General features: G+C 49.3%; 21 protein-coding genes and 1 pseudogene. 9 read left to right on the plus strand and 13 right to left on the minus strand.

Annotated elements, in window-relative coordinates; all coding sequences use genetic code 11:
* Positions 1 to 41: 41 nt before the first annotated feature.
* Positions 42 to 932 carry a radical SAM protein gene (locus BUA14_RS01325; RefSeq protein WP_072770920.1) on the minus strand — a complete coding sequence of 297 codons (891 nt, stop codon included), beginning with the start codon at positions 930 to 932 and terminating at the stop codon, positions 42 to 44.
* 504 nt (positions 933 to 1436) lie between these two features.
* Positions 1437 to 3356 (minus strand): collagen-like domain-containing protein, encoded by a 1920-nt coding sequence (locus BUA14_RS01330; RefSeq protein WP_072770921.1) that lies wholly within the window; start codon positions 3354 to 3356, stop codon positions 1437 to 1439.
* 592 nt (positions 3357 to 3948) lie between these two features.
* On the opposite strand from BUA14_RS01330, the gene BUA14_RS01335 reads away from it, so the two are divergent.
* Genes BUA14_RS01335 through BUA14_RS27370 form a run of 3 tightly spaced genes read left to right on the plus strand, consistent with a single transcriptional unit; the run spans position 3949 to position 5121 of the window.
* On the plus strand, positions 3949 to 4584 hold the full coding sequence (locus BUA14_RS01335; RefSeq protein WP_072770922.1) for a TetR/AcrR family transcriptional regulator: 636 nt from the start codon (positions 3949 to 3951) through the stop codon (positions 4582 to 4584).
* Positions 4581 to 4937: a hypothetical protein gene (locus BUA14_RS01340; RefSeq protein ID WP_072770923.1), complete on the plus strand. Its 357-nt coding sequence runs from the start codon at positions 4581 to 4583 to the stop codon at positions 4935 to 4937. The genes BUA14_RS01335 and BUA14_RS01340 overlap by 4 nt, the downstream gene beginning before the upstream one ends.
* A 34-nt stretch (positions 4938 to 4971) precedes the next feature.
* Positions 4972 to 5121 carry a flavodoxin family protein gene (locus BUA14_RS27370; protein WP_143153409.1) on the plus strand — a complete coding sequence of 50 codons (150 nt, stop codon included), beginning with the start codon at positions 4972 to 4974 and terminating at the stop codon, positions 5119 to 5121.
* Positions 5122 to 5242: 121 nt separating this feature from the next.
* Here the strand turns inward: BUA14_RS27370 and BUA14_RS28365 are convergent, their stop codons facing one another.
* From BUA14_RS28365 to BUA14_RS01360, 4 genes are all read right to left on the minus strand, one after another.
* The gene (locus tag BUA14_RS28365) at positions 5243 to 5425 is read right to left on the minus strand and encodes a hypothetical protein (protein WP_242954516.1); all 183 of its coding nucleotides are present in this window, start codon (positions 5423 to 5425) and stop codon (positions 5243 to 5245) included.
* A gap of 163 nt (positions 5426 to 5588) precedes the next feature.
* Positions 5589 to 6710 (minus strand): acyl-CoA dehydratase activase, encoded by a 1122-nt coding sequence (locus tag BUA14_RS01350; protein WP_072770924.1) that lies wholly within the window; start codon positions 6708 to 6710, stop codon positions 5589 to 5591.
* Complete coding sequence (locus tag BUA14_RS01355; RefSeq protein WP_072770925.1) at positions 6692 to 7786, minus strand: hypothetical protein; 1095 nt, start codon at positions 7784 to 7786, stop codon at positions 6692 to 6694. The genes BUA14_RS01350 and BUA14_RS01355 overlap by 19 nt, the downstream gene beginning before the upstream one ends.
* Entirely contained in the window at positions 7779 to 8720 is a 942-nt protein-coding gene (locus BUA14_RS01360; protein WP_072770926.1) for an acyl-CoA dehydratase activase-related protein, read from the minus strand. The genes BUA14_RS01355 and BUA14_RS01360 overlap by 8 nt, the downstream gene beginning before the upstream one ends.
* A 274-nt stretch (positions 8721 to 8994) precedes the next feature.
* Between BUA14_RS01360 and BUA14_RS01365 the strand changes: the two genes are divergently transcribed.
* Positions 8995 to 9285 carry a type II toxin-antitoxin system RelB/DinJ family antitoxin gene (locus BUA14_RS01365; RefSeq protein WP_072770927.1) on the plus strand — a complete coding sequence of 97 codons (291 nt, stop codon included), beginning with the start codon at positions 8995 to 8997 and terminating at the stop codon, positions 9283 to 9285.
* The gene (locus BUA14_RS01370) at positions 9272 to 9646 is read left to right on the plus strand and encodes a type II toxin-antitoxin system VapC family toxin (protein ID WP_072770928.1); all 375 of its coding nucleotides are present in this window, start codon (positions 9272 to 9274) and stop codon (positions 9644 to 9646) included. Before BUA14_RS01365 ends, BUA14_RS01370 begins: the two co-directional genes overlap by 14 nt.
* Positions 9647 to 9764: 118 nt before the next feature.
* On the opposite strand, the gene BUA14_RS01375 is transcribed toward BUA14_RS01370, so the two are convergent.
* Positions 9765 to 11738, minus strand: a complete 1974-nt coding sequence (locus BUA14_RS01375; RefSeq protein WP_072770929.1) for an FAD-dependent oxidoreductase — start codon at positions 11736 to 11738, stop codon at positions 9765 to 9767.
* Between the two features lie 127 nt (positions 11739 to 11865).
* Here BUA14_RS01375 and BUA14_RS01380 point away from each other — a divergent pair, with 127 nt between their 5' ends.
* Both BUA14_RS01380 and BUA14_RS01385 read left to right on the plus strand, forming a co-directional pair.
* Positions 11866 to 12777 carry a LysR family transcriptional regulator gene (locus BUA14_RS01380; protein WP_072770930.1) on the plus strand — a complete coding sequence of 304 codons (912 nt, stop codon included), beginning with the start codon at positions 11866 to 11868 and terminating at the stop codon, positions 12775 to 12777.
* A gap of 54 nt (positions 12778 to 12831) precedes the next feature.
* Positions 12832 to 13725 (plus strand): LysR family transcriptional regulator, encoded by an 894-nt coding sequence (locus tag BUA14_RS01385; protein WP_072770931.1) that lies wholly within the window; start codon positions 12832 to 12834, stop codon positions 13723 to 13725.
* A gap of 159 nt (positions 13726 to 13884) precedes the next feature.
* Here the strand turns inward: BUA14_RS01385 and BUA14_RS01390 are convergent.
* The 5 genes and pseudogenes from BUA14_RS01390 to ligD all read right to left on the minus strand — a co-directional run.
* Positions 13885 to 14013, minus strand: a pseudogene (locus BUA14_RS01390) (FMN-binding protein); the annotation flags it as partial.
* A gap of 70 nt (positions 14014 to 14083) precedes the next feature.
* The gene (locus tag BUA14_RS01395) at positions 14084 to 15871 is read right to left on the minus strand and encodes an FAD-binding protein (RefSeq protein ID WP_072770932.1); all 1788 of its coding nucleotides are present in this window, start codon (positions 15869 to 15871) and stop codon (positions 14084 to 14086) included.
* 310 nt (positions 15872 to 16181) lie between these two features.
* Positions 16182 to 16508: a type II toxin-antitoxin system RelE/ParE family toxin gene (locus tag BUA14_RS01400; protein WP_072770933.1), complete on the minus strand. Its 327-nt coding sequence runs from the start codon at positions 16506 to 16508 to the stop codon at positions 16182 to 16184.
* Positions 16501 to 16806, minus strand: a complete 306-nt coding sequence (locus tag BUA14_RS01405; protein WP_072770934.1) for a type II toxin-antitoxin system Phd/YefM family antitoxin — start codon at positions 16804 to 16806, stop codon at positions 16501 to 16503. Before BUA14_RS01405 ends, BUA14_RS01400 begins: the two co-directional genes overlap by 8 nt.
* Positions 16807 to 16910: 104 nt before the next feature.
* The gene (ligD, locus tag BUA14_RS01410) at positions 16911 to 19367 is read right to left on the minus strand and encodes a DNA ligase D (RefSeq protein WP_072770935.1); all 2457 of its coding nucleotides are present in this window, start codon (positions 19365 to 19367) and stop codon (positions 16911 to 16913) included.
* A 313-nt stretch (positions 19368 to 19680) separates the two neighbouring features.
* Here ligD and BUA14_RS01415 point away from each other — a divergent pair, with 313 nt between their 5' ends.
* A complete protein-coding gene (locus tag BUA14_RS01415) occupies positions 19681 to 20523 on the plus strand; it encodes a sensor domain-containing diguanylate cyclase (RefSeq protein WP_072770936.1) in 843 nt (280 codons plus the stop codon).
* 209 nt (positions 20524 to 20732) lie between these two features.
* Positions 20733 to 21029, plus strand: coding sequence for a HesB/IscA family protein (locus tag BUA14_RS29040; protein WP_486598955.1), 297 nt, complete (start codon positions 20733 to 20735; stop codon positions 21027 to 21029).
* A gap of 121 nt (positions 21030 to 21150) precedes the next feature.
* On the opposite strand, the gene BUA14_RS01420 is transcribed toward BUA14_RS29040, so the two are convergent.
* Complete coding sequence (locus tag BUA14_RS01420; protein WP_072771199.1) at positions 21151 to 21507, minus strand: hypothetical protein; 357 nt, start codon at positions 21505 to 21507, stop codon at positions 21151 to 21153.
* Positions 21508 to 21683: the final 176 nt, after the last annotated feature.

Consider the following 21683-nt stretch of genomic DNA (forward strand, 5'->3'; position numbering starts at 1 on the left):
CTTCCTCTCTTTAATGTTTATTTATTATTATTTTAAATGCCTTAACCATGGGAAAACGTTTCCAGCGGCTGGTCGTACAAAAGCTCCGCCAGCTCGATTCCTTTGCCCGGGATGCCGCAGGCATCGGCCCGGCACTGCTTGCAATGCCGAAACACGGTGAGGTACTCTTCCGCCGCTGCTCTGGCCAGGTTCAATTCCCGGCAGTCCGGCGGACACTTGTCAGCCAGCTCATGCTGGGGGATCAGCGGGATGATATTAATCATATCGGCTCCGGCTTCTTTAGTCGTTTTGGCGATTTCGCCCGTATGGTGATCGTTGATGCCCGGGATCAGGACGGTATTGATTTTTACAACGACGCCAAGTTCACTGATCTTCCTGATTCCGGCCAGCTGATTTTCGATCAGCCTGGCGGCGGCGGCAAGACCGGTCAGGTGATCTCCTTCATAGTAGATATGCGAGCATATCTGCGCCTGAATCTCCGCATCGACCGCATTGACGGTCACGGTCAGGGTCTTCACTCCGGCCTGCGCGATTTCCTCAGCCTTTTCTGCCAGAAGCAAGCCGTTTGTGCTCAGACATTTAATCAGGTCCGGATATTTGGCGTGAACCTGCCGGAAAGCTTCCAGTGCATGCGGCGTCGCCAAAGTATCGCCAGGACCGGCGATTCCCACGACCGTAATCTCCGGGCAAAGCTCCAAAGCGCGGTCAACAATTTCCAGAGCTTTTTCAGGAGTCAGGAGGGAAGCAGCGACGCCGGGTCTTTTTTCCCACTTGTTAAAGGTTCTTTTACAAAATCTGCATTGAATATTGCAGGCCGGGCTGACCGGTAGATGAACCCTGCCATACTTGGAATGCGCCTCGCCGCCCAGGCAAGGGTGCTTCTTGACCAGATGGTCGAATTGGTCGGCTTTTTTCTGCAAATGAATTGCCATATCCATCTTCTCCTCTCTCATTGAATCCGGTATAGAAAAAGGCTAAGTTTTCATCTCTTCCGGGCATCTCCCGTCAGAGACTAAACTTAGCCTCCAGTTCTTGTGGTCAACTAAGAAACAATTGCCATAGGATTTTAATATATCAACTAATCCTATAGGATTTCTTTACACTTCATAACATCCCCATCTATCTGTCAAGATTACTATTTGCTCGTTTCCTCGGGAAACCCGAGCCACATTTGATACTTTCCAGCAGAATCATGAGGTGATTTGCGTTCCGGCATCTTCCGCCCTCCTCCCTCGCAACGAGCACGTAATCGTATGTATGGTCTTTCCAGTTTTTTGACCAGCTCTTTAATATCCACTATACTTATAGGCTTACTATACTTTATAATGGGTTTTCTGTCAATATATTAGTTAATGCAGCAGAGACCTGCACCTAAAAAAAGCAGGGCCACCCGTTTGGCGGATGGCCCTGCTTTGTGCGGTAGGAATAAAACACATTTATCTTTGGTCACTGATACTGGCATCGCTGTTGTTCACAGCCAGGTCAGCTAATGGATCATAAGGAGGACCGGCGATCGTACCAACCAGCAATGCTATATCCACTGCATTTTCCGGGCTGCCCCATGAGTTACCCGATAAAACGACAACTGCTCTGTCCACAACAAATCCACGGGTATTATACACCACATTATCGATGATATACCCTGTCGTATTGGGGTTCAAATACGCCGGCTGTCTCAGAAAATAAAAAATATTATTTTGAACCGTCAAATTCTGCATATTATTCGCTTGCGTCAAGAATCCACGATTTACAACCCAGGTATCTGACGGCCCCGCTTGAGGCGGCCCATAAAAATAGTTGTTAATAAGCTTATGATTGCTTCCTCCAAGCTGAATAAACTCAACAGCATACGGATTATTGCTGGTGATCGTCAAACCATCTATGGTCACTCCGCTACCCGTGATAACGAAAGGAATTAGTGCAGCCTGCAGTTCAATCAGCGTATTAGGGTACCCTTTCAGAGTTACTCCTGCTTTATTCACCGATATTGTCGCTGTAATAGGATAAGTCCCGCCCAGAATATGAACGGTTCCTGTCGGTGATACCGCTGTGACGCCCTGTTGTATCGTTCCAAATGGACTGGCCTGTGTGCCGTCCCCGCCGACTGCCCCTGCTTGCACGTAGACTGCAAATGGATTAGGCTCGAATGTGCCGGTAGCACCGGTTTCACCGGTTGCTCCAGTCGGTCCGGTAGGGCCGGTAGGTCCGGTAGGTCCGGTAGGGCCAGTTTCGCCTGTGGCTCCAGTCGGTCCGGTAGGGCCGGTTTCGCCTGTGGCACCTGTCGGCCCGGTTTCGCCAGTCGGCCCCGTAGGGCCACCGGATTCTCCCGCAGGTCCAGTTGCACCCGTGGCGCCAGTGGGACCGGTCGGACCGCCAGGTTCTCCGGCGGGGCCAGTCGCGCCTGTTGCTCCCGTTTCTCCTGTCGGGCCTGTCGCTCCGGTCGCTCCTGTTTCCCCTGCTGTACCTGTCGCACCCGTGGCTCCCGTTTCCCCTGCTGGACCTGTCGTACCGGTGGCTCCCGTTTCTCCTGTTGGACCCGTCGTACCGGTGGCCCCTGTTTCTCCTGTTGGACCCGTCGTACCGGTGGCTCCCGTTTCCCCAGTTGAGCCTGTGGCTCCTGTTGCCCCTGTTTCTCCTGCCGGACCTGTCGTACCGGTTGCTCCCGTTTCCCCTGCTGGACCTGTCGCACCGGTCGCTCCTGTCTCCCCTGCTGGACCTGTCGCACCGGGCGCTCCCGTTTCCCCTGCTGGACCTGTCGCACCGGTTGCCCCTGTTTCTCCTGCTGGACCTGTCGCACCGGTGGCTCCCGTTTCTCCTGTTGGACCTGTCGCACCGGTGGCTCCTATTTCTCCTGCTGGGCCTGTCGTACCGGTGGCTCCCGTTTCCCCTGCTGGACCTGTCGCACCCGTGGCTCCCATTTCCCCAGTTGAACCTGTGGCTCCTGTTACCCCTGTTTCTCCTGCCGGGCCTGTCGCACCGGTGGCTCCTGTTGGCCCTGCCCCTCCATTCTGATCTAAAGGGTCAAGCTCTGCGGGCAACACACGATGAGCTGCGATCAAATTTCCCTCGTTATCTTTTCCCCAAGCCGAAATCTCAACATTTTCCAAACTGGTGGCAAATTGAAACTGAAACGCATCAAAATTGGCTGAGTAGCTCCGTGTTGCCACCTCTCCAGGTTCCAGAATGAATAATTCCAAAACATACGCTGTAGTAGCGGTTCCAGATACATAAGATCCAGATATTTGTACAGAAGCAGCTGCGGAATCATCATTTACTACTCTGACAGTAAGCACAGTAGTTGCTCTTATTCCGGAAACGGGTGGGTTTTCAATCAATCCCGTGGTTAATAGCGCCATGAATTTCATCTCCTCTTTTTTTCAAGCCTACAATCCCATATAAATAGAAAATTGCTTTGCTTCATTATCCTTGTTGAACAAAACACCAGCTTTAAAAAAACTTCAGTGTGCACTATTATATGCAACTTGTACACAATCTGTTAACACAGACAGCCTTAAGCTGCTTATCAGCCAACCCACCAGGATTGAATCACCGGGAAGCTAAAAAAGGATATGCAGGAAATAATAACGGTGAAAAGCAATATCGACCATCTGCTCGGCCTGACGGGCAGGCAGAACAATAAGGAAATGGAGCGATAGCGACATGACGCAACATGAGGTGCGAAGCGCCAACTTCGGGCCAACTTGGCCCGAAGTCGCAGGGTTTGGGGAAGGCACTCCCCAACAAGCAGTTTTGAGGTTTTACCGTAAGGGAGAATCTTCAAAACGTGCTGGTGTATATACACCGGTCCTGCTTGCCGGTTAGCGGAAAGGCTCGAAATGCTCATAAATAATAGCGTGAGAATATAATTTAGTTCCCTTCTTGACAAGTGATCAGTTGTTCACTATAATAGTGAACAACTGATCACCACATTTACTAATGGAGGTTATTATGCCAAAGAACGAAACACGGGATACAAAGGAAGTTATTTTGAGTGTTGCACTAAAATTGTTTTCTGAAAGAGGCTATGATGGAGTTGGTATCCGTGACATATCAAAAGAAATCGGAATACGGGAGAGCGCCCTTTACAAGCATTATAGCGGAAAGCAAGATATTTTTGACTCAATTCTCAAAGACATTGAGCGCCGTTACCAAGAGGAAGTTGCTACTTTTATTCCCCCTGAAAGCATGGCCAATACTCTCTCAGGAGAAAGTGATGTAAGAGAGGAATTATTTCGTATTAGCGTTACCATGTTTCAGTTCTATCTCAAAACAGAGTATGGTTCGCAACTGCGTAGAATGTTGACAATGGAACAGTATAGAACTTCGGAGGCAAGCAAGTTTTTTAGGGAATTGATAATAGACAAGGGCTTGGATTATATATCAGGCGTGTTTACTAATTTAATAAATGAGGGAGTTTATGTTGATGCTGACCCAATGGTAATGGCCTTGCAGTTTTATTCACCTTTGTATTTGCTGTTATCAAAATACGACAATCAGCCCGAAAAATATGAAGAAGCTTTATCTTTTTTACAAAGACATATGACGATATTCAATAAAATCTATTTAAGGAGCGATAAACTATGAAAGGAATTGGAATATTGGCAGCAGAGTGGTTTATAACCAGCCTGATTGTTTATGCAGGACTATCTGGCAAGCAAATATTATTCATTAATGGGCCGAGATCGGCTGTTATTACTTTAGGCGCAATCGGATTTGCAATGTGCATGATTATGCCAACAATCGGCAAATTTATCAGCAATGCACCTGCTCACCCGCTCACCATCATGGGGTACATCTTTGGGATAATCCCATTACTTACAACAGCAATACAACTATTCAAATGGAAAATCCCCATCCTTTATGACCCCAAAGTTGCGCTTTTTGTAGTTGCTGGCAGCATTGTCATAAAGTCGATTATTGGTAGATTGCACTATTGATAGTTAAATAAATAGCTGAAAAAGAGAGCGTTTTATGAATATTGAAGTGCGTTATTATTCAAAATCAGGTAATACAAAGAAAATTGCAAATGCTATTGCTAAACAAGTAGGGGTATCCGCAAAGTCAATTCATGATCCGCTACAAGGCAAAGTTGCTCCTGTTGTCCCTGCCCCTCCATTCTGATCTAAAGGATCAAGCTCTGCGGCAGCACATGATGAGCTGCGATCAAATTTCCCTCGTTATCTTTCCCCAAGCCGAAATCTCAACATTTTCCAAACTGGTGGCAAATTGAAACTGAAACGCATCAAAATTGGCTGAATAGTTCCAAAACATACGCTGTAGTAGCGGTTCCAGATACATAAGATTCAGATATTTGTACAGAAGCAGCTGCGGAATCATCATTTACTACTCTGACAGTAAGCACAGTAGTTGCTCTTATTCCGGAAACGGGTGGATTTTCAATCAATCCCGTGGTTAATAGCGCCATGAATTTTATCTCCTCTTTTTTCAAGCCTACAATCCCATATAATTGGAAAGTATAGAGCGCAAGCTTATGCTTTCTGACAGTGCAAAAAAACGCCGGCATTTTTGCCGGCGCCCTCTAAAACTCACATTCCAACTTCCTGAAATCGCTTTTACCTGCTCCCTCATTACGATACCATTTCATCGCCCTTAACAACGGGCGTCTCCTTTTCCCCCACTGCTTCGCTGCCCCGCACTGCTCCTTTATCGCATTTGTTGCCCCAGGCATCGATCAGCTCTTCATTCCTGTAAACACAAATGACTTCACAGTTATTGGGGCATCCCTGGCATTCCACACCCCGGGTATCAAAATGCATCTCCGTCATGCTGAAGTTGAAATCCTGCTCCTGGCCGGAGCTTTTGGCCAGCAAGGCCGCGCCTAAGGCTCCCATCAAATGAGCATGAGGGTCCACATGGATGGTTTCGCCGGTTGCTTCCTCAAAGGCTTTGATCACTCCGACATTTTTGCTGACGCCCCCCTGGAAGACGATGGGGGCTTTGGTGCGTTTGCCTTTGCCCACATTATTCAGGTAATTGGCCACTACAGCATGGCACAATCCGGCCACGATATCCTCTTTTTTATGGCCGATCTGAGCCTTGTGCACCATATCCGACTCGGCAAAAACCGTACATCTGGCCGCTATTTTGGTGGGGTTCTGGGAACGTAGGGCCATTTCGCCGAATTCTTCCACTTCCATCCCCAGCCGCTTGGCCTGGGAGGACAGGAAGGAGCCTGTGCCGGCGGCACACAAGGTATTCATGGCATAATCCACCACAATCCCGTCTTCCACCAGAATAATCTTGGAATCCTGACCACCTATTTCAAAAATAGTCCGGACATCGGGGTAGACGGACAGGGTTCCCACGGCATGGGCCGTGATTTCATTTTTGACTACCTGGGCATTGAGAAGAGCGCCGATCAAACGCCTGGCCGAACCGGTGGTGCCCACGGCCTTAACTTCAATACCCTGACTGACATGACTGACATGATTGCTGTTATTGTTGTTATTGTTGTCGTTATCGCCATTACTGCTGATATCATTGCTGAAATCATCATTGCCGTCAGCCTCTTTAATACAATCAATACCGTCGATCTGAGCTTTAAGATCGGCAATTACTGCCTTGACGGCCTCCACGGGATTCCCTTCCGTCCACAAATATTTCTCGGCCAGAATCCTGTTGTTCTGGTCGATGATCACACCTTTAGTGGAAATGGAGCCGCTGTCCACTCCTAAATAACATTTTGCCATGTGTTCCCTTCCCTTCTCATCATCAGCATGTCATGAAACGCTTCCAAACGCGTGAGCACCCCGGTTTCGGAAGTCTGAGCATCGAAACTGAAATACAGTATGGGCATTTTGTAATCATTGCTGATATTCTGCATCATGGGCATGGAATTGACTTCCGGCGTACATCCGAAAGGTTTAACATGGATGACCCCGTCATAGCCGGCTTCAGCCAGTATTTTCGCCCGGGCCACACTATCTGTGCCATCGGCGCCGATTTCATACTCCAGATAGTTTCCTGCCAACTTCAGCAAGTCACTGGATTTAGGATGATGGCGCAGCAAATAAGATACAGTGATGAAGCGGGTGACCTGGATGCCCTTTTTCGCCAGCTCCTTTTCGATGAAACAGCTGCTGAACGGTTCCATGAGGGTATAGAGCTCTCCGACGATCCCCACTCTGAGAGGATTTTCCGGTTTATTGACTTCCAGTTGGCGGAACAGGGCATCGTATTTTCGATGGAGTTTGTCCAGGCTTCGGAAGCCTTCCACAGCGGGAAGCTCCCGGAGAAATTCTTTTTGCAGCAGCTCAAAGCTGCCCTCCCGGACGGCAAAGCCGATGTTGCTCCTGATCATGTGATCCAGGGAGTCCATGGCCTCGATCATTTTAAAGGTCAGCTGAAAGTAGTAGGCGAATCGGGCAAAGGACAGTTGAGGGTTCAAGCGCTTAAAGCGGCTGAAAAAGGCTATCGGATTGACTTTTTCGTTGTCGATCAGGCTGATGAACTCAAAATCATAGCCTAGATCTCTCAAGATCTGTTCCTGAATTTCCCCATAATACCCGAACCGGCAGCCCCCACCGGACTGGACCAGGATATTCGCTCCTTGTTCCAGGGCTTCCAGGTAGTTGCCCAGGTTATATTTAAAGGGTACACAAACAAAATCCGGGCTGTATTTCGAGCCCAGTTCCAAGGTTTTTTTGGTAATGGGGGGCGGGGTAAAGACCTGAATATTATCCAGAACGTGTCTGAGCAGAAATTCGATGGCCACATGGTAATTTCCCATATGGGGAAAACTCATGATCTTTTCCTGGCTAGCCAATTTGCGCTTCCCTCCCGGTCTTTTTCCTTTCCATGATGATATCCACAAAGCTTTCAATTCTGGTCTGCAAGCCTGCTTCTCCCTGCAGTTCATCCACGATGATATTAGCCATAGGAACGCCTTTTATTTTTCTCAGGCATAATTCATTGACCAGGGAATCGGGACCACAGGGGAAGGTGGAAATGAAGATGATTCCATCGATGTTCTTCTGATAATGATCAATGGCCCCAATGAGTTCTTTGTTGAAAATCCAATAGAGGGTGTCCGAGATGAGCCTTGACTTGAGGGCGGTTTGCTTCTTGTCGGCGGCATCGGCATAAACAGGCACAATACCCAGGCTTTCCAGATGCTTGACAACCGGATAGCCCACTACCTTGTCATAGGTGTTGTAATCATGGGCGATAATGAGTATTTTCAGCTTGTCTTTGACCAGGATAAGACTCTCCTGCTTTTCGGCCAACAGCAGTTCTTTCTGCTTTTGCAGCCTTTTCCCTTTAAGATAGGCTCTTAATACCAGGACGGGGTTTTTGCCCAATTCCCTGCCCATCTTCATAAAGCCTTTGAATTCACTTTCTTGATTAGCCATATCGACGTTGTAGCTGAGCAGATTTACTTCTTTAAAGGTATTTTTGACGATATCGTAGAGGGCGTTGAACTTGGTGCATACTTCTTCTTTTCTGCCGAAACCGACGATCCTGGGTACTAAGATAAAGTCTGCTTTTCCTCTCAGGTAAGCAAGATGGCCCATATAAATCTTGGCGGAAAGGCAGCTTTCGTCGATGGAGGAATCAATGCCGTCTTTCAAAATCTTCTTATTGGTTTCCGGACTTAAGATGACCTGGCAATTCAATTCCGTAAAAAAGGTTTGCCATAGGTATTGATATTTAAAGTAGAGAAAAGCCCGGGGAATTCCTATGGTGATTTTATCTTTCAATAGTACGTCACTTCTTTCCTGGAGGTTTCCTTGAACGGGAGCGGGCCGCCAAGGGGGATAGATAACGATGGCAGCATAATTGCCAACCCTCTGGTAATTCTAACCACTTATGCCCAACTTCATAAGTCGTAAATCAATGGACAATCCTTCCCCTAAATAATCCCTTGCCGTTAGCGGCCGGCACAGGTTTCCAATTGGTTGGTTTTCACAACATTGTATTGCATTTGTACATATAATGTAATATGCTGAATATACTATAGTGAGGTGATTTCAGATGGCAAAGAGTTCAAGCCTGTATATCCGCATTGACCCAAAAATTAAAGCCGAGGTAGAGGAGATTTACGCACGATATGGCATGAGCATTACCGACGCCATAAATGTTTTCCTTTACCAGTCCCGCAACATCAATGGGCTTCCTTTCGATTTGCGCCCGTCCGCACAGGAAGCGCGTGCTCCTTTATCCCCAAGCATGAAGGGTGCCTTGAGAAAATACGCCGACCCTGCCTTAAGAGCGAAAGAAGAAGGCGCGTGGGAAAGGGCGGCGGAAAAGCATGAAGGTATTTGATACCAACGCCGTTCTGCGTTATATTTTGCAGGATGATGAGAAAATGGCGGATGTGGTTGAGGATCATCTTAAACAGGGTGACTCCTTTATTCCTACGGAGGTAATCGCGGAAGTAGTATATGTCCTAAATGGAGTGTATCAGGTACCCCGCCAGGAAATTACGGCGGTTATTTCAGGCGTCTTGATGGAAGATGTATCAGTGACCAATGCCGCAGTGATCATAAAGGGACTCGAAACCTTTGCGACAACCACGCTCGATTTTGTAGATTGCCTTATGATTGGATATCAGTATGACGGTAATATTGTTTTTACTTTTGACAAGAAGCTGAAAAAAATGCTCGAAAAACTATCTGCCGGGTAAACAAATTAATCAAAAAAGAAAGACGAAACCGTTTCCAGGCCTTGCTTGAAAACGGTTTCGTCTTTAATTGGTCATTATTTTAATCTCATGGCTTCCTTAATAGCTGCCGAAATGATGACTAAGCCTTCCGGCGCGCAGCATTGCGGCCGGCCAGCCGGCCAAAGGTGGTGCTGCGTCCGGCGGCGGCACCGGCCAGCAGATTCACATAGCTGCCGTGAAAATACCCGCCTGAGCAGTCGCCTGCCACGTACAGGCCTTCGATGACATTGCCGTCTTGATCGACGGCGTTCATGTCGGTATTGATCTTGATGCCGTCCATGGTGGCGATGAAGTATCCGCCGCACTGGCGGGTGCCGTAAAAAGGTGCGGTGCGCAGTTGGGAAAGGCGGAAGGGCTCTTTGGCAAAGTCTTGGTCCTTCTGTTGATCAAACAGCTCATTATAGCGGTCTACCGTAGCTTTGAGGTTGTCGGCGGGAATGTTCAGCTTCCCGGCCAGTTCTTCGATGGTATCGGCCTGGACGATGTATCCCTGCTTATGCAGATCGGGATTCATGACGTTCTGGATATACTCCATGGGGAAAACCGATTCCGTTCCGTTAGCATGGGGATAGAGGCGGGAGCAGCCGTGGCTCTCGAAACGTTTGATATCCTCAGGATAGTTGGCATCCCAGAGCATAGCGTAAGTATGCTCCGGCAACAGATTGAAGGCGGTATGGAGAATATGGTCATAGCTGCCCGATTCATTGGTAAAGCGGCGGCCTTTCAGGTCTACCTTCAGGAAGGGCTGGGAGCCCATCCAGAACCAGCCGGCGTCTTCCGGGCCGGTGGCGTCAGGCTTCACGCAGGCGCGGTCAAAAATCATGCCGGCGTGGGTCTCATCCATAATGCCGCCGGCCCACAGGCAGGCTCTGATCCCCTGGCCGGAACTGCCCGGAAAAGAGCGATTAACACCGGTCATCTTCAGCGTCTCGGGCTGGAGAGCCTGGAGCATTTCAGTGTTGTTGGAGTAGCCCCCGGTGCACACGATCACACCCTTGGAAGCGTTGTAGCGCACGTATTGATCGCCGCTTTTGGCAAGGATGCCGGTGACCTTGCTCCCGTCTTTCAGGAGCTTGATCATTTCTGTATCGTAGTGAACTTCAAGCCCTTTTGCCTTGTAATCCTCCAGGAGAAGAAACATCGTGAATTGGGACTGGTACTCTCTGCCTTCCCACTGGACGGAATGGCCCACATCATAAAATTCGTATTTCTCTCCGGTGGCGTGATTATCCACCTCGTGCAGGACCTTTACATCATGCTTGGCCAGGCGCTCGGTATACCAGTCGATGGCCTCACCGGAGTTATCCGCCCAAACCTTGAAAAGCCTCTGGTCGCCATAACCTTGGGAGTGCTGATACATCAGGCGTATCACGTCAAATTTATCCGGGTTATCCTTGTTGGCGATCTGCTGCTTTGAGCCGATGGCCCCGATGGTATCCCGGATGCCGGAGCCGCCGAAGTCGGCGCCGAATTTTTCGAGCAGCACGGTTTTCGCGCCTTCTTCAACGGCTGAGCAGGCGGCAAAAGTGCCCGAGGTACCGGCGCCGATGACAACCACCTCATAATCATAGGTCTTGACGATCTCGCCGTCGGCGATCTCCGGTGCTTGGCCAAGCCAGTCGTCACCTGCAGAGCCGGAAGAGCCCTGGGAGACGACAACGGCGCTGCCGCCGGCCTGGGTGATGCAGTCGGCCGCGGCCTTCATGACCGCCTTGCTGGTGATCGATGCACCGGATACGCCGTCGACCTGCACACTCTGACCGTCAAGGATCTGCGCGATCAGTGTATCCTTGGCTGCCTGGCCGATGCCTGCAGTCTCGTTGGCTAAGTCAAGAACCACATCGGTGATGGTGTTCTCGTCGAAAGTCATAGTAACGGTAACTTCGCCCATGCCCTGGGCGGTGGCAGTATACGTGCCGGGGGTGTAAGTCCCTTTGGGGGCAGAGGCAGGCGAACCGGATGAACAGCCGCTGAGGATACCGAGGGTGCTTGTGCTGACGACACCTGCTGCAGCGGCCTTTAAAAAGTCGCGGCGGGAGAAATCCTTTTTCATTTTAATCCCTCTCTTTTTCTTTGTTCACGCAATATTGGCGGCTTCAGTATACCAACTTTACAAGCCCCGAAAAAGCAGCTATACTTTTCACAAGGTGCAAGCAATTGCTTGCGTTTGGAGGGCTGACATGGATATTTTAAAGCTAAAGGCCTTTTTGGTTTGCTGTGAGGAAATGAATTATACCAAAGCTGCAGTCCGCCTTTTCATATCCCGTCAGGCACTGCGTCAGACGATCCAATCTCTGGAGACCGAGCTCGGTACGACGCTTTTCCGCAACTTGCGCAACCGTCTTTCCTTGACCGCGTCGGGAGAAGCAGTGCGGAACTATGCGGAAGAGCTGACACGCACCTATGAATCCATGCTCATGGAGGTTAATACCGTTCAGGGTAAAACCATGGGGCTTGGTATTTCCTGCTCCCTTCTGCCGTTCTTCAGTCCGGAGCTGCCCGGCTATCTGGAAGAGTTCGGAACCGCTCACCCAGAGCTGCCGCTGGAACTGTTATCCCTGACGACGGATCAGACGATTGAAAAGGTACTGTCCGGAGAGCTGACCGCCGCCATTCTGGTCATGATGGACTGCGACATTCCCGGAATCACAGCCGATACCATCTGCAGGTTCCCCTTCGGCGTGACCTTTGCCGAAACCCATCGTTTTTCCCGAAAAAAACAGATCGGCATCGAGGATCTGGCCGGTGAAAAATGCGTCGTCTGGGGTTCTCCGGAACTGATTATGAGGCCGCTGTATGACGAATTGCAAAAAGCCGGCATTCAGATCAGCGTCGAAATCATTCCTTCGGCCAAGACAGCGTTTTACCTTATGGAAAACGAAAACCGCCTGATGTTTGAATACACCTATCCCAATACAAAGCAGCTTCAGGTCGAACGGAACAGCCCCCTTGCCGGCAACGCCTTTTCATGGAGCCTGACGCTGATCCATAAACCACAGGAAAGTATCCTGCCGCTCACCCTGCTGAAGGATTTTCTTATTGCCAAATATGAACATCTCACTATTTCCCGCAACTTTATTCCTGTATCTTAGGGAAAAAGCAACCTTTGGTTGATACCCTATCTTTCATCTTATAAGGTGGTCAAAGTGGAGATTAAACAAATCTATTATTTTACGGAAGTTTCTAAATACGGGAGCTTTACCCAGGCGGCCAAAATGCTGTTTGTCACACCGCAAGCCTTAAGCAAATCAATCAATAACTTGGAGAAGGAATATAACTGCCGGCTTTTCAGCAGAGAAAACAACAACCTGATCCTCTCGGATATCGGCCGGCGCTTGCTGCCTCAAGCCAAAGCCTTGCTGGAGGATTATTATGCCTTTGACCAGCGCATCAAGCAGTTGTCGGAGATTGAAAACGGTTATTTCCGCGTGGCGATTGTGCCGGATTCGTTGAGTATCCTTGATATCAATCTGTTCAAGAAGTTCCGGGAATTATACCCGCAGCTGAATCCCGATTACCTGGAATTGCCGGACAGGGTGGTGGAAGAATATCTCGAAACAGGTCTGGTTGAGACCTGTTTCCATATCAACACGCTGCCCAACCAGGACGAATATGAATCGGTTTTGCTCTGCTCCTCCGAGCTTTGCGTTATCACACGCGGCGGCAACCATTGTCTGGACAAGAAAGATCATGTCACTTTAAAAGATCTGGCGGATAAGAAAATCGTGACCAAGGGCGAGTCATTTAAGGCCTTCGAGCTATTGGAGAAAGCAGCTCAAGCTGAAAATATCACTTTGAATTACGAAATAAAAACTGCAGATACATCGCTGGCCTTTAATATGATTGCCTCACCCGGCTATGTCGGCACAGGGCCTTACGCCATGTATGGAGTGCTGGAGCATACCGGGGATACGGCAGTCCCCTTTAGCCCTTCTTTGCCGTGGAATATCTATTTGAGCTACAAAAAGTATAAGCCGGTCTCCAAACCCGTGCAGTTATTTATAAAATACATTAAAGAAAATTACAGTATAAGCGACTGACAACTTCTGCAGGCAGAGAACAGGCGCAAGTAAATGGCCTGCTTGACGCCAATCATTTAGCGGCAATTGTGCGAAAGCGCCGCATTAAAAAACGTACTCTGTATTTAACAGAGTCCGTTTTTTGGGGCCTGTCTATTTGACAGGGAGTGGTTCCCGGGGTTATTTTTCAGCCTGTTCCAGGGCTTTATCGACAGCTTCTTTAATAGCAGCCGAAGACAGGCTTGCTCCGCTCATGGAATCCACTTCTGTGGATTGATCTGCCATGATTTTGCCGGGCAACTGGGCGATTGTGATTGGATTACTTATCCCTTGAGCGCTTGGGCAACATGCTTCGCCCCAAGACGCCATTGGTTCCTCCTTAGCCGAGTGGATTACCGCTGGTGTCTATATTGGCAAACTCTTCATAAAGATCAGTGACATGAACATCGCCCATCCAGTTGGGGTCAACTCTGCCACCTAAACAATTCTCAACCAGATGGCGCGCCGCCGCACAGCTGCACCAGATGGCCACAGGCTGATTGGTTCCGCCACCGTAAGTCTGCGAATCCCAGCCTGCGGTCGCGATGCCGGAGGCGTAGAGGCCGGAGATTGGCTGGCCTTTGGCGTCGGTGACCTGTGCAGAGCGGTTGATGCGGATACCGCCGTTGGTATTGTAGGCGTTGACTCCAGCCTTAACGGCATAGAAGGGAGGGGTCCCAAGGGGCCAGATAAACTCCGCCGGCTTGCCGAACTCGTCTTCGGCTCCGGCAGCCGCTGCATTGTAGGCCTCGACCGTCTTGACGAAATCCTCCACAACGAAGGTCCCGACATCGGCAGCTATCGCCTTGCCTAAGTCCTCGATGCTGTCAGCCTGATAAAACCAGCTCATGGACGAGAACTTTTCCAGGTCGTCTCTGACCTGCAAAGGATAATCGCTGCGCGGCATCTTTGTGGCGCTGTCATAGCCGTTCTTGCCATTTTGCCACTCTCCGGCCTCCCACTTCCGGAGGTAGGATTCATCAAAAATGGAGAAGGCCTGCGCTTGGGCCAGAATGATCTGGGAGATTGCGGTGAGGCCGAAACCCTTGATGAATGATACCGACTCATCGTAGAAGCGCACGCCATACTGATTGACAAAGATATCGCTGAACTGGAAACCCACAGCTGTGTTGAGATCGGAGTTAAAGTCACCCGGCTCGCTGTTGGTACCCATACCGGCAAAGAAGCCATCGATGGTCTGGAGCAGACTTTTGCCATGGGCGGTCTGCTCAACCATCAGATGGCCATCGCCATCTTGCCCTATGCCCAGAGGTATGATCTTGTTTACATCCTGGTTTGCGTAGAGTTTCAACAGCTCGGAGTTGTTGTTCATGCCCCCCGACGCAATCACTACTGCCTTGGCGTTGACCTGCACAACCTTGCCTTCCCCATCTTTGTACTGCAGACCGCTCACCGTGTATTCATCGTCAAGCACCAGCGCGAAAGCGCGCGCATCCAGGCGGATATCGACCCCCAACTCCTTAGCCTGGGGTGTCAGTGCTTGGATGGCCGATGCACCATGGCCGCCTTCATAAAGTGGCTGCGGGCTGCCATAGAAAGCCAGCGGTACTTTGTGCTTGGCAAACAGCCAATCGGAACAATCACCCTGCTCCAGGCACATAGTGTAGAAAAGCTGCGGATCCACCACGTAGTTACGGGCAGCGCATTCCGAAAGGCTCTTCATTCGGGCGTCTGCCGGGCTGAGGTTGGCAAAACCTCCGCCGCCTTCTGCGAAGTTCGTGTTGCCGCCCAGGAAGCCGTTCTTCTCCAGCATGATGACCCTGGATTCTGGGGAGAGCTCCTTAGACAGCATTGCTGCCACGAAGCCACCCATGCCTGAACCAATTACCACCACATCGGCGTCTTCGGTGCGATCTGGCTGAAGCGGGATGCCGATGCCATCCGGATTCGCGTATCCCGGTGCGATTCGGCTGCCGGCATTGCCATCGCCTGATACAGCCGAGCCTGCATCTCCAGTGCCTGCGCCGGCACTGCCCGTCGTTGCCGGAGAGCAGGCTGTCAGCATCGCTCCGCCGGCTGCCAGCATACCGGCAGTCAAGCTGCCTTTCAGAAATGATCTGCGGGACATCTCAATCCGATTTTCTTTTTCTGTCTTTTGCTTGTCCATTCTATAACCTCCCTTTTTATAAACAACTCCTCAGAAAGGCATGATCCATGTGTCTCTGAGGAGTTGCTTGCTACCTATATTATAAAAGTTACAATTTTCACATCAAACGAATCATTTTTGCGGACTCTCAACCATCAGTTGAGGCTAATCACATCGACAATCTCTGATTAAAGCAAAAAACGAACCCCATGAATTCTTTGCTCATGGGGTTCATCTGCCCGTGATGATAAATCACGGTTTTAATTTTCAGCTTAAATACACCTATTGCAACGAAGCTGTGCTTTGCACCGACCGGGCAAGGCACAACACATTATAGTATAAACCGATTGAGCAGAGTATCTTCCATATTTCTTCGGCCATCGATCACGGCAAGAACCCAAACCTTGTTTTCTTCAAGTTTATAAATAATCCGCCAAGGCCGGATAATCAATTCCCGATAAAGGGTAATGCCATGATATTTCAGCTCCGGAACGATTCGCCCCTGATGGGGCAGTTGCCGTAAATTGCCGCATTTTTGCCTGATCTCCGTATATATTCTTTGCGCCACCGTTATATTGTCATCAGCAAGATAAGCGATGATTTTTCTTAAATCCTGCTGGGCAGTTTGTGTCCACAGAACCTGATACATCTTATTCATGATCTTCCGCTGCATCTTCCAGCTGCGGCAGGCCTAATTCCCGGTCCATGCTCAGGAAAAACTCCTCCTGGGACAGGACTTTGCCTTTAGCAATGTCCTCTTCTCCCTGAGTCAGCAGCTTCAATAACCCAACGGCATTTTTAAGTTTCTCATAGGACTCTGTGTCCAGCAAGACGGCTCTGGCCTCACCGTTTTGAGTGATGTAGACAGGCCGGCGGGATTCGTTCACCTGATCCAGAACCTCGGCTGCATTGGCTTTTATATAGGAAATAGGTCTAATATCTTCTTTGCCATTCAAAGCTTACCACCACCTATACAAATATAGTACCAAATTCGGTCCGATGAATCAAGAATCCTATCTACTTCGCTGTCAAAAACGGATGAAAAAAGTTTTTCAGCTCTTCATTGCAGCCGCTGCTGATTCTGAAAGAATCCTGCCCAGGGGTCCTTGCCGCTGATCCTTTGCAGGGCCTCCGCCATATCGACCCCGTCGGGAGCCACCGTATCCAGCTCCTCCCAAGTGATGGGCATGGATACCTTGGCCCCTTCCCGGGCTCTCAGGGAATAAGGGGCGATGCTGGTGGCTCCTCTGCCGTTGCGAATCCAGTCGATAAAGATTTTGTCGATGCGCTTGGCTTTACGCACATTGCTTGTGTAACGATCCGGCCATTTCTGCTCCATGACCTGGGCGACGCCTTGGGCGAAATCATGAAAGACCTCCCAGGAGACGGCGGGCTGCAAGGGAACCACCACATGATACCCTTTGCCCCCGCTGGTTTTAAGATAGGAGTTCAGGGAAAGCTCGGCAAGGATGGTTTTCAGATCCCGCACACCCTGGCGCACCGTACCCAACTCCATTCCCTCGTCGGGGTCCAGGTCAAAGACCATCAGATCGGGCTTTTCCAGCTCATCAACCCGGCTCCCCCAGATGTGGAATTCCAGAGTGCCCATTTGGGCCTCGGCGATCAGCCCGGAAGGGTTCTCAATATAGAAGTAGTCTTCCGTTGTTCCGTCACTGGTGAGAATGGGGATAGTGACAACTCCCTGACTGCCGGGACCGGGATGCTTCTTATAGAAGCAGGTCTGGGCGATCCCTTTGGGACAGCGGACAATGCTGAGAACCCGGTGGCTCACATAGGGCAGCATCCGCTCCGCCACCTTAGCGTAATACCGGATCATATCCACCTTGGTGATTTCAGGATCGGTGAAGATCACCTTGTCCGGGCTGCTGATTTTGATTCCTTCGATGATCATGCTGTTGATATTGGTTTTCATGAGGCTCTTCCTTTCAGGGGCAGATGGCTGAAGCTGCAGTCCCTCATCATCCTTTTCCTCATCCGTCCTTTCCCTCCTGATCTCCCTGGGGTTCTTATCTGCCCGCAGGCCTTTAAAGCTAGCCTGCCTTAACTGATCCTCTTCGGTCCAATCGGCAAACTTAATTTCCACCACCAGTTCGGGCTCCACCCAGGTGATCCGCTCACCGGCTCTGGGCTTAGGGGCAGGTTTAAAGGGCGCCGAACTTCTCTTGATGTCCTTAAATTTTTTCTCAAGGTCCTTCATATCCCCTTCCTTTAGGCCGGTACCGGCCCGTCCGGCATAGACCAACTCCTGGCCTTCGTAAATACCCAGGAGAAGGGAGCTGATCCCCCCGATTCTCTTCTGGGAAAGGGTATAGCCGACGATGACAAATTCCTGCCGTTTATCGCATTTCAGTTTGATCCAGTCGCCGTTCCTGGTTCCGCTGTAAAGGGCATCGGCTTTTTTGCCGATAATCCCCTCCATGCCTGCTTCACAAGCCGCCCGGAAACTTTCTTCGCCCTTTCCGCTCACATGCCGGCTGTAGTGAAGGTTTTGGGGAGCATTCTCCAGCAGGGCCGCCAAGGTTTCCTTCCTGTGGATTAGGGGGTGTCTCCGAAGGTCCGCTCCATCCAGAGCCAGGAGATCAAAGAGGATATAGGTGAGGTTTTTGGCCCGGGGGTTTTTCAAATAGTTTTGCAGAGCCTGAAAATCCGTCTTGCCCTCCGGATCCGTAATGGCCATTTCCCCATCCAGAATCATGGCCCTTCCCCCGGCCCAATCAGCGAGAGAAGAGGCCACATCCTGGAACCGCTCCGTGTAATCATGGCCGTTCCTGGTCATCAACCGGACCCTGTTCCCCTCAAGATAGGCCACGATCCGATAGCCGTCATACTTCAATTCATAAAGCCAGTCCTCACCCTCGGGAAGGTGGCGGACTAATTTGGCAAGCTGCACTTCGGTACTGCTGAAGGGGTTCCGGGTGAATTTTTCTTCCTCCCCCTCTTCAATCTCCGTCATAGTGCGTCCGGTTCTGATGCTGGTGGTAAATTGGGAAATTCCGTCGGCAGTTTGCACATAGTCATCTTTTTCTTTAAGCAGCAGCCAGTTATCCTTCTTCTCCCCGGCTTTCCCTTTCATCCGTACCAGAGCCCACTTGCCTTTAAGCCTTCTTCCCTTCAGCACAAACTTCAGCATACCTTCACGGAGTCCCCCATCCACATCCACATAAGGTTCCCAGAAGCCTTCATCCCAGAGCATGACCACGCCGCCCCCGTATTCCCCTTTGGGAATGGTCCCCTCAAAATGCCTGTATTCCAAAGGATGGTCCTCCACCTGTACAGCCAGTCTCTTATCCCGGGTATTGTACGAAGGCCCCTTGGGCACTGCCCAGCTCAGCATGGCTCCATCCCATTCCAGACGAAGATCGTAGTGATCTCTGCGGGCCAGATGGTGCTGCACCACAAATCTCAGCCCCGCATGGGGCATTTCTGTGATCCCCTCCGGTTCCATGGTTCTGTCGAAATTCCTTTTTTGGTTGTACTGATTGAGTTTTGCCGTCATATTATCACGCCGGTTCCTTCATTTTTTCGCTAATGCCCTGTCAACCCTTAAAATGACACTATAATGGCGGGCAAATTTATAGCAAGATAAGGCGGGGGATTGAGGAATTAGGTGTTACAGAATACTATTGTTTCCCGTTGCAGGATAAGTATGTCCTCTTCAGGAAGGTATGGCCCGGCATGCATTCAGGCTGATTCTTTTCTTGACACTTCACATCATTTTGATAAGCTTTAATTATTCCGAGCCAGGATGCTGCTTTCAGCCCGTGTAAACCATATTCAATTATGCTAAATTCTAAACCAGGGGGGCTTTTATGAATTACAATTCCATTCCAACTGAGATTATCGATACTATCCTTGCGGAATTAAAAATCGGTTTAACTCTTGTCAACAATACGGGAAAAATTATTTATTTCAATCAGTTGGCCGGTGAATTGCTTGGCTGGGATGATAAGCTCCCCGAAAACACTATTCTCTCCTGTCACAAAAAAGAAAATCAGCCCAAAGTGATTGAGAAGCTCAATCAGCCTGCCACTATGGAATGGCACAAAGTGATTAAAACCCAAAACAGGTTTATTGAGAACGCCTATTCCCCGATTAACATACCGGATAAATTTATGGGGGCAATGATTCTTACCAAGGATGTGACGGCAAGAGAAGAAAGTTTAGAAAAGTTAAAGAAAAATGCCGAAACGGATGCCCTGACAGGGCTGTATAACCGCAATCTCTTTCATACGGTTATTCAGAGCTATATCACCGAGTCCAAGCCCTACGGGCTGATTATGCTTGACATTAGCGGTTTGAAGTACATCAATGACCATTTTGGCCATGAAGAAGGAGATCGAATCCTCCCTGAAGCTGCTGAGGCCATCCGCAGCAGCTTCAGGGATACTGATTTCGCCTTCCGCTTTGGCGGCGATGAGTTTTTGATTCTTACTTCTTATAAAGAAGCTGTTCTGAAAACCATCGCCAACAGAATAAGGAGCAAAAATAAGATTCCAACCAAGAACACTCCCGCGGTATTAAACTTAAGCTTAGGTTATGCCACTTCTTTGGAAGAAACGAATATGGAAGCGGTTTTGTCCTCAGCCGACCAACGAATGTACCGGGACAAGCAGCTGTTTTATCTGGGTGACGGGAAATACTTTAAACAATAATCAGCAGGAGCCGTTGTGTTCAGTTCATCCCCGAGGGTGGACACAGGCTTTCTTATCGTGAAGGAATAAAAAATCAACATACCCCTTGGGGGTATGTTGATTTTTTTCAACTAACTCTTTATAATAGTTTTATCAGGATAAACATCCAAAAAATCCAAGGGTAAAATACAGATGACCTGAACAAAATACGAATAAGGAGAGTGATTACAATGCAAATTTCTGAAAAAGCAGCCGAAAAGCTAAAAGAAATCATTGCCACTCAGGATAATCCCGACAGCACTCTGCTGAGAGTTGCTTTCGGGGGTTTTGGCTGAGGAGGTCCGCAATTAAGTTTAACTCTGGATGAGTTAACTCACGAAGACGATATCTCCGTCGAATCCCAGGGAATTACCGTTGTCTATGGTGCCAATTTAGAACAGTATGTTTCCGAGTCAGTCATCGACTATTCGGATAGTTCTTTTAACCGGGGCTTTTCGATTAAATCAGCAGGACTGTCTTCCTGTTAGTCAAGTTAGCCCAGGTCCGCTAAGAGAAGGAGCACATCATCACAACTGCAGGATCAGGATGCTGGAGGTTTAAGTATATTTATACTGAAACCTCTGTTTTTTATGCCGCTCAGGGTTAGACCTATTGCTCAATCACAGCTACAGGCTCAAAATCCGCAAGCTTGCAGACCTCTTTAAAATAGATCAACAGGATAAACATATCCCGCGGCTCCTCGAACTCGTCCACATGCTCGAGTTTGATTTGTTTCCCGGCAAAGAAGGTCTTAAGATCCAGGTCCTTGTTCTCTTCCTGCCCAATCAGGAGATTGTATTCGTCAACCAGCTTCTGCAGTTTGACTTGGTTTTCATCATTGACCTCAACTTCCGGAAAACGATAATTCTTAGAGTTATCCCCAAAGCAAATCATCTCCTTGAGGGTTGATTCCGTTTCCGCCGCAGCCTCTTCTTCAGGTCTTAACATAATATATCTCTTTGCCATCCTTCTATCCTTTCCGGAATTCTCCATGTTCTGGACTATCTTTTCGATATCCGAGCTGAATTCATATACTATAAATTCGCGGCCATCCGGCAGTCCCCTTCTTAAGTTTAATTGATTTTTGGCCAAGGGGTTTGCAGCCTTTTTCCCGTCTAAAGCGTATATAAGGTGAAAGAGGT

Source organism: Desulfitobacterium chlororespirans DSM 11544, assembly GCF_900143285.1.
GTDB lineage: Bacteria > Bacillota > Desulfitobacteriia > Desulfitobacteriales > Desulfitobacteriaceae > Desulfitobacterium > Desulfitobacterium chlororespirans.